This is a genomic window from Enterococcus rotai (genome assembly GCF_001465345.1).
GTDB classification, from domain to species: Bacteria; Bacillota; Bacilli; order Lactobacillales; family Enterococcaceae; genus Enterococcus_L; species Enterococcus_L rotai.
The window spans coordinates 111,408-126,841 of record NZ_CP013655.1 but is presented as its reverse complement, the minus strand read 5'-3'; the positions used below and the strand labels follow the sequence as shown (position 1 = coordinate 126,841).

Annotated in this window: 11 protein-coding genes; 6 read left to right on the top strand and 5 right to left on the bottom strand. The window is 34.4% G+C overall.

Annotated elements, in window-relative coordinates:
* Positions 1 to 88 precede the first annotated feature (88 nt).
* On the top strand, positions 89 to 1,234 hold the full coding sequence (locus ATZ35_RS00565; RefSeq protein ID WP_208928426.1) for an AI-2E family transporter: 1,146 nt from the start codon (positions 89 to 91) through the stop codon (positions 1,232 to 1,234).
* A gap of 241 nt (positions 1,235 to 1,475) precedes the next feature.
* Complete coding sequence (locus ATZ35_RS00560; protein WP_208928424.1) at positions 1,476 to 2,855, top strand: hemolysin family protein; 1,380 nt, start codon at positions 1,476 to 1,478, stop codon at positions 2,853 to 2,855.
* Positions 2,856 to 2,906: 51 nt separating this feature from the next.
* Here ATZ35_RS00560 and ATZ35_RS00555 read toward each other — a convergent pair whose 3' ends face one another.
* Entirely contained in the window at positions 2,907 to 4,400 is a 1,494-nt protein-coding gene (locus tag ATZ35_RS00555) for a helix-turn-helix domain-containing protein (RefSeq protein WP_208928422.1), read from the bottom strand.
* A 510-nt stretch (positions 4,401 to 4,910) separates the two neighbouring features.
* On the opposite strand from ATZ35_RS00555, the gene ATZ35_RS00550 reads away from it, so the two are divergent.
* The 4 genes from ATZ35_RS00550 to ATZ35_RS00535 all read left to right on the top strand — a co-directional run bounded on the left by ATZ35_RS00550 (position 4,911) and on the right by ATZ35_RS00535 (position 10,076).
* Positions 4,911 to 6,488 (top strand): peptide chain release factor 3, encoded by a 1,578-nt coding sequence (locus tag ATZ35_RS00550; protein WP_086279675.1) that lies wholly within the window; start codon positions 4,911 to 4,913, stop codon positions 6,486 to 6,488.
* Positions 6,489 to 6,597: 109 nt separating this feature from the next.
* Complete coding sequence (locus tag ATZ35_RS00545; RefSeq protein ID WP_208928420.1) at positions 6,598 to 7,662, top strand: hypothetical protein; 1,065 nt, start codon at positions 6,598 to 6,600, stop codon at positions 7,660 to 7,662.
* Positions 7,663 to 7,873: 211 nt separating this feature from the next.
* The gene (locus ATZ35_RS00540) at positions 7,874 to 8,533 is read left to right on the top strand and encodes a CatB-related O-acetyltransferase (protein ID WP_208928418.1); all 660 of its coding nucleotides are present in this window, start codon (positions 7,874 to 7,876) and stop codon (positions 8,531 to 8,533) included.
* A gap of 277 nt (positions 8,534 to 8,810) precedes the next feature.
* Positions 8,811 to 10,076 (top strand): MFS transporter, encoded by a 1,266-nt coding sequence (locus ATZ35_RS00535; protein WP_208928415.1) that lies wholly within the window; start codon positions 8,811 to 8,813, stop codon positions 10,074 to 10,076.
* An 86-nt stretch (positions 10,077 to 10,162) separates the two neighbouring features.
* Here the strand turns inward: ATZ35_RS00535 and ATZ35_RS00530 are convergent, their stop codons facing one another.
* From ATZ35_RS00530 to ATZ35_RS00515, 4 genes are all read right to left on the bottom strand, one after another.
* Positions 10,163 to 10,477 carry a DUF1827 family protein gene (locus ATZ35_RS00530; protein WP_208928412.1) on the bottom strand — a complete coding sequence of 105 codons (315 nt, stop codon included), beginning with the start codon at positions 10,475 to 10,477 and terminating at the stop codon, positions 10,163 to 10,165.
* Positions 10,478 to 10,679: 202 nt separating this feature from the next.
* Positions 10,680 to 12,935 (bottom strand): ATP-dependent Clp protease ATP-binding subunit, encoded by a 2,256-nt coding sequence (locus tag ATZ35_RS00525; protein ID WP_208928409.1) that lies wholly within the window; start codon positions 12,933 to 12,935, stop codon positions 10,680 to 10,682.
* Positions 12,936 to 13,226: 291 nt separating this feature from the next.
* The gene (locus ATZ35_RS00520) at positions 13,227 to 13,982 is read right to left on the bottom strand and encodes a formate/nitrite transporter family protein (protein WP_208928406.1); all 756 of its coding nucleotides are present in this window, start codon (positions 13,980 to 13,982) and stop codon (positions 13,227 to 13,229) included.
* Between the two features lie 19 nt (positions 13,983 to 14,001).
* Entirely contained in the window at positions 14,002 to 15,420 is a 1,419-nt protein-coding gene (locus tag ATZ35_RS00515) for a 6-phospho-beta-glucosidase (RefSeq protein ID WP_208928404.1), read from the bottom strand.
* Positions 15,421 to 15,434 lie beyond the last annotated feature (14 nt).

Below are 15,434 nucleotides of genomic sequence, written 5' to 3'. Positions count from 1 at the left end.
CAAAAAAATATTGCTATCCTATTTAGTAACAATTATGCTAAAATCTATTAACAAGCAATCATTTTTTATTGATAAAGGAGGACCCTCTTTGTTTGAAAAATTAAGACAATCAAAGTTATTTTTTTGGTCGGCGGAGTTATTAGTCATCGCCACATTGATTTTTGTCTCATCAAAGATCAATTTTATTTTTACGCCAATAGGGACGTTTTTTTCAACCTTATTCGCACCAGTTTTGGTAGCTGGATTTTTGTATTATATTTTAAATCCAATCGTCAACCTATTGATGAAAACCAAAATGAAACGAATCTTTGCGATTTTGATCGTATTTTTACTATTAATCATAGCACTTGTATTGCTTTTAGTTAGTGTGATTCCTAGTCTGATTTCCCAATTATCTAGTTTAGCTTCTAATATGCCAGATGTGTTTAAAAGCGTGGAGGCATGGGTGTATCAAATGGCGGAGTTACCGATTTTTAAAGATTTTGACTTAACGAAATATATTGAGCAGTTAGATATTTCATATGGTAACATTATTCAGCAGTTCATTAGCGGATTGTCTAGCAGTTTGGGCTCGATTGTATCAACCGTTGCATCGACCACGATCATTATTGTTACTGCGCCATTTATTCTGTTTTATATGTTAAAAGACGGGGATCGGATGGTCCCAGGAATCAAACGTTTTTTACCTAAAAAGCGTCAAAATGACATTGTTGAGTTGTTAGGAAAATTAAATAAAACATTATCAAGTTATATTAGTGGTCAGGCAATTGAATGTTTATTCGTAGCCACCTTTACTGTTATCGGTTACTCATTAATCGGTGTTCGATACGCATTTTTATTTGGTGTGATTGCTGGTATAACCAATTTGATTCCTTATTTAGGACCGTATATCGGACTGGCTCCAGCGGTTTTTGTGACCGTTTTTGATGAACCTTTTAAAGCCTTACTATGTTGTTTAGTTGTATTGATCGTCCAACAAATCGACGGGAATATTATTTATCCAAACGTAATCGGTAAATCGTTGCAAATCCATCCGTTGACAATTATTCTTATTTTACTAGTTGCTGGGAATATCGCTGGACTTTTAGGGATTTTCTTAGCGGTACCGTTTTACGCAGTGTGTAAAACAATCGTTGTCCATATTTTTCAAATGATTCGTCAAAATAAACTAGATGAACAACCGATCCTTGAGTTACCTGACGAAATAAATTCGCCAGAAAGTAAGGAAAAATAGTTGCTGAATATTGAAATCAGCTCGTGTTTGTGATACGATTTTAACGTGACTACCTCATGTAGTCACGTTTTTTTAAAACAAAGAAAGTGATCCTTTCTAGAATTGGGAATTACCAATTACACGAACTAATAGTTTAAGAAAAATAGTACGAATAAGATAACAAAAATCTATTCATTGATCCTATTTTTATGAAACAAGCTCGTATAGTCATTCCCGCAACCATTTAAGGAGAGAAAACATTATGAATAATGCTGACCCCGAGAGTCAGTCGCTTATCGCGCAAATTTTATTGTTGGTCGTTTTAACGTTGATCAACGCTTTTCTTGCAGCATCAGAAATCGCGGTAGTTTCTGTAAATAAGAATCGTGTCGAACAAAAAGCTGAAGAAGGCGATGCAAAGGCTAAGAAATTACTGAAAGTCTTACAAGATCCGACAAGCTTTTTATCAACGATCCAAGTTGGTATTACATTAGTCAATATTTTATCTGGGGCCTCGTTAGCTGACTCATTATCAGCAAAATTAGCACCAGTACTTGGTGGCGGTGCTGCTGCAAAAAATATTGCCAATATTATTATTTTAGCTTTATTGACCTATGTATCGATCGTTTTTGGTGAGTTGTATCCAAAACGAATTGCGATGAATAAATCAGAAGAAGTAGCGCAAGCTACATCAGGGTTCGTACGTGTAATCGGTGTTGTTGCTAAACCATTCGTATGGTTATTGTCAGCTTCAACAGATTTACTTTCAAAACTTACACCAATGAAATTTGACGATGCTGATTCAAAAATGACCCGTGATGAAATGCGCTATATGCTGGAATCAGAAGGTGTTTTAGATAATGATGAGTTGGAAATGCTTCAAGGAGTATTCTCTTTAGATACTAAAGTTGCCCGTGAAGTCATGGTACCACGAACAGATGCATTTATGATTGATATTGAAGATGATATTCAAAAAAATATTGATGCAGTATTATCAGAGAACTATTCAAGAATTCCTGTTTATAACGAAGATAAAGATAAAATTGTGGGTGTCCTTCACACTAAAAACTTATTAAAGTCAGCCCATAAATTTGGTTTTGACAATATTCAATTAAAAAATATTATACAAGAACCGCTCTTTGTCCCAGAAACGATTTTTATTGATGATCTATTATATGAACTAAAAAGAACCCAAAACCAAATGGCTATTTTATTAGATGAATATGGCGGCGTTGTTGGTTTGGCAACATTAGAAGATTTATTAGAAGAAATTGTTGGAGAAATCGATGATGAGACAGATGAAGTCGAAAACTTATATGCAAAAATCAATGAACATGAGTATTTAGTTCAAGGTAGAATGCTAATTGATGAGTTCAATGAAGCCTTTGGAACTGACTTGCATATGAGTGATGTGGATACAATGGCTGGTTACCTGATCACAGCTTTAGGGACGATTCCAGATGAAGGAGAAAAGCTTTCATTTGATGTAGGCAATCTTACTTTAACATCTGAAGAAATGGAAGGAACAAGAGTTTTAGCGTTAAAAGTTGTCTTCCATGATGAAGATGTTGTTGATGAAGAACCAGAAGAGAATCGTCGTTTCTTCCGTAAAGAATTAGAAGATGACGAACCAAGAAGATAAAAATAGAAGAGAAGGAACAGAAATAGCCTAGCTATTTTTGCTCCTTCTTTTTTAGTACGTTGGATCAACACCTTTTTGATTATGAACGGCTTTAATTGCTTGATAAAGACCGATGTACTGTTCATCATTATCTGCTGAAAAGCGAAAGACAAAAGTAGGTACATGACATTCTTCTGGTATTAAATAGGATGAAGTAGCCACAACAAAGTCAAACGAAGAAAACTTCCCGTGACTATAAGCGACTAATTGCACAAAAGGTAATTCCTCTATAAATTGTTTTAAAGGCTGAATAAGTAGATAATTAGATTCTGCAATCAACGCAATACGAACAATCTTATTGACTTGGTAAGATTCATAAAGAGGAACTAGTAAAGCGGCTAACGTATCTGAGAGTTGCTCAATATTCTCTTTAAGCCAACCAAAGTTCTTTCTTTTCGAGATCTTATGGAATAAAGCTTTAAAATAGGTCAATAACTGATAATAATATTCATTTTTGGAGTATGAAGAATGATTGATCAGGTGAAACAATGTTGGAAATGGTTTTTCGCTGATTGTGGTCGAAAAAATAATATTTGCTATATTTCCAAATAAGATAGGAGCATCTTCCCATGAAAAGTCACTAGGCATAAATTCCTGCTTAAATACAGCACAAAATTCTTCTAACAATTTAGTAGCAGAATTTGTTTGATTTTTTAAATAATCAGACAATAATGTTAGACGATGATCATTGTTCCTAAAAAAATTTGGTGTAGCAATCAATAAATAAGCCGCATATTGAGCTTCTGCTTCCAAGATGTCTGTCTCTTTGATCAAATCACCAAAGAAAATTTTTGCATAAGCTGGGCTCGTTGGGATATAAGGAGCGATCATCGTTTTTTCTGTCACTAGGTGACCAGATTTGACTCGTAGATAAATAATATCTAAGATCAATGTGATTTGTTTGTCCGCCGAGTAACTAAAGCTATCTGGAAAATAAGGACTGATCACTTTGGTTATTTCTATATAATCAATTGGATTATTATCTATTTTTGGTAAATTTGTTCCTTGAGATGCCAGCCAGATCAGTGTGTATAACGTAATTCGAACGATACGTTCATCCCCATAAAGAGATAATTTAGAAGTGTTGAGTTTAATGTTGAATTCTTTAAAATAGTCACTTAATAGTTTGGATTTTCGAACAACAGTAGTTCTGCTCTGATAATGTTTCTGACAAAATTGAGTAAGGTCGTCATTGGGATGAAAAAGGATAGAAATTAGTAATTGATAAGGAATGCTTTGAGTAATCAAATATTGATAATAGCTATCATATGTAATAGTTTGTTTATAACGAACACCATCTACTTGAAGAATTTTCACCTCTTCGTCAGTAATCTTAGATAGATCTTGTTGAATTAATTCCAGCAGATAAACTACTCGGCTATAAGAATAATCAAGTCTTTTTTCAAAAAAGTTAATACTATGCTGCTGATTAGAAAAAGTCGCTAACAATTTAAAAAGTGTCAGTTTCCGTTTAGCAGTATCTTCCAACATCATTGCTTCTAACATTTTTTCCTCCTTAAAATAAATTTGCCAATAAAGTAAAAAGTATGGACTTAATTTGAATAATTCGTTAAAAAAGAAATAATATAATGACGTCTATAATAATAAATAGTCTAAAATAAAAGTTTTTTGACGATAATAAATAACGATAATAAGCTGAAAATAACTGTATTAGTCTAAAATTTCAGACATTTGCACATTTGAATAGCTAACTTTATACTTAATTTAGTTAAGTGTAAAGCAATTCTTATGAAACAATGCTAGGTTTTTAGCAAAATAATTATTAAGATCAATTTCTTCCCCAATTAATAGAGATCAAGACAAAATTCGTTGAGTTTTGTTTTGGTCTCTTCGATTTTTTTTTGAAACTTAGCTAAAGACTTTGAAAACTACGGTAATTCCATGATATACTACACTAGTTGAATAATAAAGAGTAGGGAGAATTTTCCGATGTAGAGATCCTTTAAATAAATAATGACTTTTTTCTTAGAAAATAATAATAGATTGGAGCAACAAATGAATAATCCACATTTAAAAGAACAAGTAGATAGCCGCCGTACCTTTGCGATTATTTCCCATCCGGATGCTGGTAAAACAACGATCACAGAACAGCTTTTACTTTTTGGAGGAGCGATCCGTCAAGCTGGAACGGTTAAAGGGAAGAAAACAGGGAATTTTGCAAAATCCGACTGGATGGAAATTGAAAAACAAAGAGGAATTTCTGTAACAAGTTCTGTTATGCAATTTGATTATGATGGAAAACGTGTCAATATTTTAGATACACCTGGACACGAAGATTTTTCAGAAGATACGTACCGAACTTTGATGGCTGTCGATAGTGCCGTCATGGTAATAGATAGCGCCAAAGGGATTGAAGCCCAAACAAAGAAATTATTCCAAGTTGTTAAAAAACGAGGAATTCCGATTTTTACTTTTATCAATAAATTAGATAGAGATGGTCGTGAACCGTTAGAGTTACTTGAAGAATTAGAAGAATTGTTAGATATTGAATCTTACCCAATGAATTGGCCGATCGGTATGGGAAAAGGGCTGCATGGGTTATATGATATCTACAACAAACGTGTAGAAGTTTATCGACCTGAAAATAATAATGGTGAACGTTTTATTCCATTAGTGGATGGTGATATTCCAAGTGATTTGCCATTACACCAAGACAGTGTTTATAGACAAGTATTGGAAGAAGTTGAGCTATTAGTTGAAGCAGGCGATGAATTTGATACGGAGAAAATCGCACGTGGGGACCAAACTCCAGTCTTCTTTGGTTCTGCCTTAACCAATTTTGGGGTACAAACAATGTTGGAAACATTCTTACAGTTTGCTCCTTCACCATATGGTCATAAAACAGAAGAGGGACAAGAAGTTAGCCCTTATGAAGAAGAATTTTCTGGCTTTGTGTTTAAGATCCAGGCCAACATGAATCCTGCTCACCGAGATCGGATTGCTTTTGTCCGGATTTGTTCAGGCACATTTGAACGTGGCATGGACGTTATACTTGGCAGAACAGGTAAGAAAATCAAGTTAAGTAATGTAACACAATTTATGGCTGATGCCAGAGAAAATGTTGAGGAAGCCGTAGCCGGAGATATTATTGGAATTTACGATACCGGTAATTACCAAATCGGTGATACATTGTACGAAGGAAAATTAAAAGTTCAGTATGAAGAACTACCATCATTTACACCAGAACTATTTATGAAAGTCAGTGCCAAAAATGTGATGAAACAAAAATCATTCCACAAAGGCATTTACCAATTGGTTCAAGAAGGTGCGATCCAATTGTACAAAACTTATTTAACCGAAGAATATATCATCGGAGCAGTTGGACAATTACAATTTGAAGTGTTCCAACATCGTATGCTGAATGAATATAATGCAGAAGTAATCATGACACCGATGGGTTCAAAAATCGCTCGTTGGATCGATCCAGCTGATTTAGATGAACGCATGAGTTCTAGCCGAAATATCTTAGCTCGTGACCGTTTTGATCAACCGTTGTTCTTATTTGAAAATCAATTTGCTATGCGTTGGTTTGCGGATAAATATCCGGATGTTGAATTGAAGAGTTTGATGTAGGATTATTGAAAAAGCTTAAACAATAATGGAAGAGTCCCCAAAGATAGGCTAGAAGTCTATTTTTGAGGGCTTTTTTATATAAAACAATAAATGGTTGGAGGTAAAAGAAATGTACAATAAAATTGAAAAAAAGATTTTTAAGCATACAAATGGTGAGCTTACCAAAAAAGCGTTGAAAGAACAAAGATGCTGTTACTTTCCAGGATGCTCAAAAAAACCAATTAAATCTCACTCCTTTCAAAAAAGAGCAGTACTAAATAAAATATGTGATAAATCTGGTAACGTTTATTTTACTGACCTGCCTAATACATATTCTGATTATGAAACTAAACTAGAAAATACAGGTTTTTTACACAAAGGGCATATTAATGATGCCAGTACATTTTTTGGATTTTGTTCTGAACATGATACTGAAATTTTTAAACCCATTGAAGTTGAAACAGAATTGACAGATAATATTTATGAGTATTTATTTTTATATGCATACAGAGGGCTTGCTTACTCACATGTTTCAGAAAAATCAATTAAGACAATTCCTAGTTTATTGACGAAGAAAAAGGCCGCTTTGGAAAAAAATCCTAAGATAGAAAACCAAAGTATAGTTAATTATAGAGTAACACAAGAGATCGTGTTAGCAATGATTAAAGAGCGGTACAATGTTGATAAATATCAAGTGTTGAAACAACATTTTGAAAAAGTGCTGAAAAATGGAATTGAAGAAAAAGTAATAAAGCAGTTTTTTGATATAATGTATATCAAATTACCTGTGTCAATGAACTGTTTAGCATTAGGAGCTGGGGACTTATATTTTGGTGAGAGACATGAGGAGCCACCTATTTGCCAGGGGTTAATTCCAGATATAGATGGGACTGGGATGATCTATTTTTTCATATGTGTAAAAGGGCAAAAGCATTTATATCATCTGATTTTCGAAATATTACCTCAATGTACTAGCCCAATTTTTTTGAGTGATGGAAGAAGTCCATTACTTGTAATTATTCAAAATTTGTTACTAATGAATTTGGAGAATATTGTTATTAGGCCGGAGTTATATAATAAAATGAAAGAAACGGATGAAATGAAAAATATGAATCGGTTTTATACTGCAAGCATCTTAAATCAAAATATTCAGATAAGTAATTTTCAAGGATTTAATCTATTTCAGAATGTATAATGGTCTAAGAATTAGATGGACTTTTACGTTATAATCAGTTTAGAATAGTTGCTGATCATCATTTTGGTTGTAATATTAAATTTTATCAGGAGAATCAACATTATTGGAGTGATTAAATATGAGTCGTCGTTTAAGATTATTAAAAAATGTTTCAGTGGTAGTAGGCTTCTAAGTCAAAAGAAAAATCAAACTTAGAAGCGAGGAAGAAAAAATGACAAATAATCACAATTTTGAAAAGTGGTCAGACACAATGTTTTTAAAGGATTTGGTGACAAATCCATTGATTGAAGTAGGCGAATGTTCTTATTACTCTGGTTATTATGACAACCAGGAATTCGAGAATGGTTGTGTCCGTTACTTATGGGGAGATCCATTGACAATGGCAGCCTTCGATCCTATCAAAGAGATGGGCTGGCATTTAGATAAATTGATTATTGGAAATTATGTATGTATTGCAGCAGGTGCCACGATTTTGATGGGTGGCAATCACAATCACCATCCAGATTGGATCACTGTATATCCTTTTGCTAGCCATGTAGAGAAATCTTATGAACCAAAAGGGGACACAGTTATTAAGAGTGATACATGGATCGGGATGAATGCGATGATCATGCCAGGTGTTACAATTGGTGAAGGGGCCGTGATTGCAGCAAGTTCTATGGTTGTTAAAGATGTTCCGCCATATACGATTGTCGGCGGTAATCCAGCCAGAGTGATCAAAAAGAGATTTTCAGATGAGGAAATTAAATTACTTTTAGAACTGAGATGGTTTGATTGGACGTTAGAACAAGTGGAGGCAGCAAAAGATATTTTGATGAGTGATTCTATCAAAGAGCTGTATGCGTATTATAAAAAATATATTTTAAAATAGAGACCGAGAAAAAAGTGTTTAGCGCAATGGTAGTTTATTACGAAGAAGTTGCGTCTATTCTTATCTTTTACTCGAATACAAAACGTATAAGGAATAACCTCATGAGGTTATTCCTTATACGTTTTTGTGTCTCTATATTAAATTTAATTCCAGTCTAAGATAGGGCGATAGTCTTAGTGAATACAAGACTTTAGCCTGAGTGTTGTATAAAGTCAGAATGGTAAACTTAGGTATCAAGGTATTTTAGCTTGATAAATAAGGTAGATAGGGAGAAAAAATGATGGGGAAAGTGAATAAAAATATTTTGTATTTGGTATTGGGACAGGTTATATCAGTTTTCGGTGGAGCGATTTTACGATTTGCTTTATCGCTTTATGTATTGGATAAAACAGGAAGGGCGGATATATTTGCGACGATTCTCGCCATTTCCAGTATTCCAGTCTTGTTTGCTCCGATTGGTGGAGCGATCGCAGATCGATTTGATCGTCGTTTGTTAATGGTTTTAATGGATATTACGAATGCAGTGTTAGCTGTAATATTATTTTTTATTTTAGGCTTGACCGATTCAATCGTTATGATTGGTTTGCTGTTATTTTTACTATCAATTGTTGGTAGTTTTGATACACCCGTAGTAACTGCGAGTATCCCTCTATTAGTAAAAAAGGACCAATTGGAGCAAATAAATGGGTTGGTTAACGCTGTTTTATCCATGTCAAATGTAGTTGCCCCTATTATTGGCGGTATTTTATATAGTATATTAGGTGCTCAAAAATTGATTGTAGGAAGTGCTGTATTTTTTATTCTAGCGGCAATTATAGAAACTTTTTTACGGATTCCTTTTGAAAAGCGACCAATGGAGTCTGGTGTTTTAAGTACATTAACAGGTGATTTAAAGGATGGTTTTAGAGAAGTTCGTAATAATCGAATTATTTTCAATTCTATTTTGATTGCGGCACTTATCAACTTTACGTTATCGGCCTTTTTTATTGTAGGGGTTCCCATTGTATTAAGAGTTGTTTTACAAGCAAGTGATACAGTTTATGGGATTGGGTTGTCAGTAATTAGTTTATCAACAATTCTTGGAGCGATTTTTACTGGGATTTTCACAAAGAAATTACGAATAAATAATCTTTATAAAATGTTTACGCTATCTGGTCTATTATTGATTTTAATGAACGTTGGTTTAATGTTTGCAGGAAATCCTATGGGAAATATGATTGGCTTTGCAGTATTTATTATAACTGGAATTCCAATTGGAATGATGATGAGTCTTATTTCTATTTACTTGATTTCCATGGTTCAAAGAATAACACCAAAAGAAAATATTGGTAAAATAATGGCCACGATTATGGCTGTTTCACAATGTGCAGTTCCAGTTGGTCAAATCATAATTGGTTTCTTGTTTAAAACGACTACAACGAATGTGTTTTTTCAGGTGATGATCGTTGCAGTGTCAGTGTTATTAGTTTCAGGACTATGCTGGTATCTATTTAAAAATTCAACAGATGATGAAATCGGTGAGGTAAGTTACAGTAAGGAATAAAAAAGAAAGCTGAACAAAATGAATGTTCAGCTTTCTTTTTATTGATGGTATCTAACTTTCTACAAGATTCTTTTTATTGATGGTATCTAACTTTCTACAAGACTAGAAGTCATCGGAATCGAAATTTCGATAACATCTTTTAGTTCAATAATCGAAATTTGATCACGGTCATATTTTTCTTTTGGTATCCGTTTTAAAACATAAGTCAGGATTTCATTGATTTCAGTTTTACGGACAGCACGTTTTTTATTTACGATCAATATTTCAGCATGTTGAGCAGCTTCTGTATAAACGACGGTCGTGTTACCCGCTGAATAAACTTTAACAAAGTATGCATCGGTATTTTCTAGTTGTTTATTGACTAACTGTTTGTAGCTGTTGGTTACATTGACTAATTTCATTTTTTTCACCTCAGTTTCATTCTTTTTACGTTAATAATAAAAAACAGAATATTCACAGAATCAATGGAGCTGGAATAATCTTTCTTAAAATTTGATATAAATTTCACTCACTCTTATTATAAATTTTTTTAGCTCAAATAAAAAGAAATTTGTCTTGAAAAACACAAAAAAGTCAATCAGTTTGCCTGATTGACTTCACTTTTTATGCTTCTTCAGTTGTTGCTTCATTGGTATCACTAGAATCTATAGCAATTTCACCTGTTACAATGATTTTTCCATCATCATCTAGTTTAGCAACTAATTGATGTTCTTCTGGATGATCCAAGAAGTATTCAGCGATGCCATCTTCAATTTGTTCTTGAATGGTTCGACGTAATGGTCGAGCGCCCATTGAAGGATCATAGCCGAGATCAACCAATTTTTCTTTTACGTCTGTCGGCACTTCAATATGAATTTTTTGATGAGCAAGTAAGCCGTTGACTTCATCTAGCATCAAGCTGACAATATTCATCAAGTTTTCTTTACTTAGTGCTTTAAATTCAACAATACCGTCAAAACGATTCAAGAATTCTGGTGTAAAGAAATTATTCAGCTGCCCTAAAACAGATTTTGTAAGACCCTCACGAGCAGCGCCGAAGCCGACATTGGCTTCTACGTTGCCTGTTCCAGCATTACTTGTCATAATAATGATCGTATCTTTGAAACTAACAGTTCTACCTTGTGCATCTGTTAGACGTCCATCATCAAGAATTTGCAAGAACATATGCAATACATCAGGATGCGCTTTTTCGATTTCATCGAGTAAAATCAAACTGTATGGATTACGGCGAACTTTCTCCGTTAATTGTCCTGCTTCGTCATAACCAACATAACCTGGAGGGGAACCGATTAATTTAGAGACACTATGTTTTTCCATGTATTCACTCATGTCAAAACGGATCATAGAATCTTCTGAACCAAATAGTTCGTATGCTAATTGTTTGGCTAATTCTGTTTTACCAACACCAGTTGGTCCTACAAAGAGGAACGAACCGATCGGACGATTTTGTTTTCCTAAACCAACACGATTTCGACGAATGGCTTTGGATACTTTATCAACTGCATCGTCTTGTCCAACGACATGAGCTTTTAGGTCGACAGCTAGGTTTTTCAGTTGTGTTTGTTCTTTTTCTTTCAAATCACCGACAGGAATTCCTGTTTTTTGTTCAACGATGGCTTCGATATTTTTCTCACCAATTACTGGCGTTTCTTCGTCGCTGATTTGTTTTTCTTTCATTGCTTGTAATTTGTTGATTTGATCACGATAATAAGCTGCTTTTTCGAAGTCTTCTTCAGCAGATGCTTGTTGTTTTTGCGCTTCTGCATCTACGAGTTTCTTTTCGATTGTTTTAGGATCAACGATTTGAATCGTCAAGTTCATTTTAGAACCAGATTCATCTAATAAATCGATGGCTTTATCTGGTAAGAAACGATCTTGAATATAACGATTTGATAGCGTTGCAGCAGCTTTGATGGCTTCATCTGTATATTTTACATGATGGTAATCTTCATAGCGTTTTTGCAAGCCTTTAAGGATCGCAATCGTTTCGTCCACCGTTGGCTCATCCACACGGACAGGCTGCATCCGACGTTCTAGGGCAGCATCTTTTTCGATAATCCGATATTCATTTAAAGTTGTGGCGCCTACCATTTGTAGCTCACCGCGAGCGAGTGCTGGCTTTAAAATATTACCAGCATCCATGTTTCCGTCACCTGCAGCACCTGCGCCAACGATTTCATGAACTTCGTCAATGAATAAAATGACATTTTCAGCTTGTTTGATTTCTTCGATTAATTTTTGCATCCGTTCTTCAAACTGTCCGCGAATACCTGTACCTTGAACTAAAGAGACGACATCTAAACGAATGACTTCTTTGTCCAATAATTTTTGCGGTACATCGCCATCCACGATTTTTTGTGCTAAACCTTCGACAACGGCTGTTTTACCAACACCAGGTTCGCCGATCAAAACTGGGTTATTTTTGGTACGGCGATTTAAAATTTCAATCACACGTTTGATTTCTTCATCACGACCGACAACTGGGTCAACATCTCCATTTCTGGCAGCTTGGGTGATATTGATACCATACTCACCAAGTAAGCCGTTCGATTGACCAGCACCACCTCTTGGAGGCTGACCGCCGTTAAAGCCATTGCCGTCACCAAATTGGGTAGGTGGGGTTTGACCATTAGGATTCCCTTGTTGTTCCTGCATTTGACGAGATAAAGAGCGATATAGATCATCTAAGCTTCCAAAACCAAATGGATCTTGTTGAGACATTGTTGGTTGATTATCGTTTGCTTGTGCTTTTAATTTTTGATAGCAACTTTGGCAATAGTCTAATTGCTTTCTTTGACCATTAACATTTGCATATAAGTGGATCGTTGCTGGATTTTGTTGACAATTTTGACAAACCATAGGATAAAACACGTCCTTTCAAAATAAGACTAATGATAGTTCAAAGTCATTTAAATAGGTCGAATAGTCTGCTGACCATTTTTGACCTTTGAGATTATTATAGCATCTTTTGGACAAGAATCAAGCAATTGAACTCGTTTTAAAATGTTATAATTTAGTTTTATAAATAAAGTGACTTAAAAAAATCCTGGGTTCAAAAGACAAAAAAATAACCGTCAGCTATAGCTAGTTCGGTTATTTTTTGATAATTGAAATGTGACATCGTCTTAGAGGCTAAATTATTCTCAAACATCATTTCTTTTTTAGAATCAAGTAGAGTGGAATGCCTAACATTAGGGAACCACCAATAATATTTCCTACGATCGATATAAAAATATTATTTAACATTAATAGAGAAATATCTACTTGTCCTAATGTTATTCCCATCACATATAAACCAATGTTTGCAATACAGTGATCGAAACCTGCAATTACAAATGTTGAAATTACCAAGAGCATGATACTAGTTTTTGCCATTTCGTTGTCTATTTTTAAAGCAATGTAGGTGGCAATGCACACTATAAAGTTACAGAGAATTGAACGAATAAACAGCGTATCAAAACTAAAATTCAATTTTGTTTCTAGCAGTGTATTTATATATGGATTCACTATATGAGTGAAAGATTGGCTTTTAACAAACAACCACAAAAACCATGAAACTCCTACAATATTACCAATTAAGCAGATAAACCACATTTTCCCCATCTCTGTAATGCTTCTTGTTCTATTGAAAATCGGAAAACTAGTTGTTAAACAATTACCAGTAAACAGTTCTCCATTTAAAAAAACAATTAAAACGAAGGTTAAACCGAAAAACATAGAGTAACCTATTTTCGCTATATTTGCATCAAAAGTATTTAATATACTTCCTAAAAAAAGCGATAAAACCATTGCAATGCCTAAATAGCAACCTGCCATAAATGATTTTAAAAAGAACTTAAAGCTATTTTCAAAAAAATAAGTAAACTTTTTTTCCCCGGATTCTAAAATTAAATCAAAATCTTCCATAAGGAAGGGCTCCTTTCAATTATTTTACATAATTCCCGTTGGTTTCAATGACCTTTTTATACCAATCAAATGATTTTTTCTTAGAGCGATTTAGCGTTCCGTGTCCTTGGTCATCTTTATCAACATAGATAAAGCCGTAGCGCTTTCTCATTTCGCCAGTTCCTGCTGAAACAATATCGATGGGCCCCCACACTGTATAACCAATTAAATCGACGAAATCTTTTTCTACTGCGTCAACCATCGCAGAAATATGTTGTCTTAGATAATCGATTCGATAATCGTCTTCGATTGAACCATCATTTTTCACTTCGTCAAGTGCACCAATGCCATTTTCGACAATAAATAAGGGGACTTGGTAACGATCATACAAACTATTTAAAGAATTGCGTAGACCGATTGGATCGATTTGCCAACCCCATTCTGTCATATCAAGGTAAGGGTTTTTACCTCCACTAGACAGATTTCCTTCAGCCATCTCAATATCTTCTCCAACCCCTTCGATCCCTGAAAAGTAATAACTAAATGAGATGTAATCAACAGTCCCTTTAGCCAGAATTGCCTCATCACCGAGTTCAAAATCGATAGATCCGTCTAAAGAGTCAATATAGGATGAGCAAGTATTTGTATACTTTCCTCTGACTTGGACATCACCAAAATAATAAGTTGATAGGAGCTTATTGCGAACTGTAATTTGATCTTCTGGATTACATGTTGCGGCATAGGTACAAGGGTATAGCAGCATACATCCAAACTGAAAATCAGGATTAATTTTTTTCCCTTCTATCACGGTTAAAGCACTAGCAATTAATTGATGGTGAGCGGCTTGTAACATTGTATTATGTCTATTTTCGTCTTCCTTATATAAAATTCCAGCCATATGCCAAGGAGCTGATGAAATAAATAGTGCATTGATTTCATTAAAAGTAATCCAATACTTTACTTTGTTTTTATACCGTTCCATTACAGTTTTGGCATAACGAACTGATAGTTCAACAAGTTGTCTATTTCTCCAAGCTCCGTATTTTGTCACGAGATTTAAAGGCAGCTCAAAATGATGCAAGGTTACGATAGGTTCAATTCCATATTTCAAGAGTTCATCAAATACATCATCATAAAATTGTAAACCTGCTTCATTTGGAATTAAATCATCACCATTAGGGAAAATGCGTGCCCATGAAATGGATAAACGAAAACTTTTAAAGCCCATCTCCGCAAACATAGAAATATCTTCTTTGTATCGATGATAAAAATCAGTACCTTCATGGCTTGGATAATAAGCATCATTTTGAATGGAATCATGGATTTCTCGTTTTTTACCGTGTTCTGCGCCCATTTCGACATCATTGATCGTTAGACCTTTTCCGCCTTCTAAATAGCCGCCTTCATATTGATTGGCAGCAGTAGCGCCACCCCAAAGAAAGTTTTTTCTTAAATTCATTGGAACTATCTCCT

What these genes read in the sequence shown, in the direction of transcription:
- ATZ35_RS00560 (WP_208928424.1), top strand. Translation starts at nt 1,476, where the DNA reads ATGAATAATGCTGACCCCGAGAGTCAGTCGCTTATCGCGCAAATTTTA.
- ATZ35_RS00555 (WP_208928422.1), bottom strand. Translation starts at nt 4,400, where the DNA reads ATGTTAGAAGCAATGATGTTGGAAGATACTGCTAAACGGAAACTGACA.
- ATZ35_RS00550 (WP_086279675.1), top strand. Translation starts at nt 4,911, where the DNA reads ATGAATAATCCACATTTAAAAGAACAAGTAGATAGCCGCCGTACCTTT.
- ATZ35_RS00545 (WP_208928420.1), top strand. Translation starts at nt 6,598, where the DNA reads ATGTACAATAAAATTGAAAAAAAGATTTTTAAGCATACAAATGGTGAG.
- ATZ35_RS00540 (WP_208928418.1), top strand. Translation starts at nt 7,874, where the DNA reads ATGACAAATAATCACAATTTTGAAAAGTGGTCAGACACAATGTTTTTA.
- ATZ35_RS00535 (WP_208928415.1), top strand. Translation starts at nt 8,811, where the DNA reads ATGATGGGGAAAGTGAATAAAAATATTTTGTATTTGGTATTGGGACAG.
- ATZ35_RS00530 (WP_208928412.1), bottom strand. Translation starts at nt 10,477, where the DNA reads ATGAAATTAGTCAATGTAACCAACAGCTACAAACAGTTAGTCAATAAA.
- ATZ35_RS00525 (WP_208928409.1), bottom strand. Translation starts at nt 12,935, where the DNA reads ATGGTTTGTCAAAATTGTCAACAAAATCCAGCAACGATCCACTTATAT.
- ATZ35_RS00520 (WP_208928406.1), bottom strand. Translation starts at nt 13,982, where the DNA reads ATGGAAGATTTTGATTTAATTTTAGAATCCGGGGAAAAAAAGTTTACT.
- ATZ35_RS00515 (WP_208928404.1), bottom strand. Translation starts at nt 15,420, where the DNA reads ATGAATTTAAGAAAAAACTTTCTTTGGGGTGGCGCTACTGCTGCCAAT.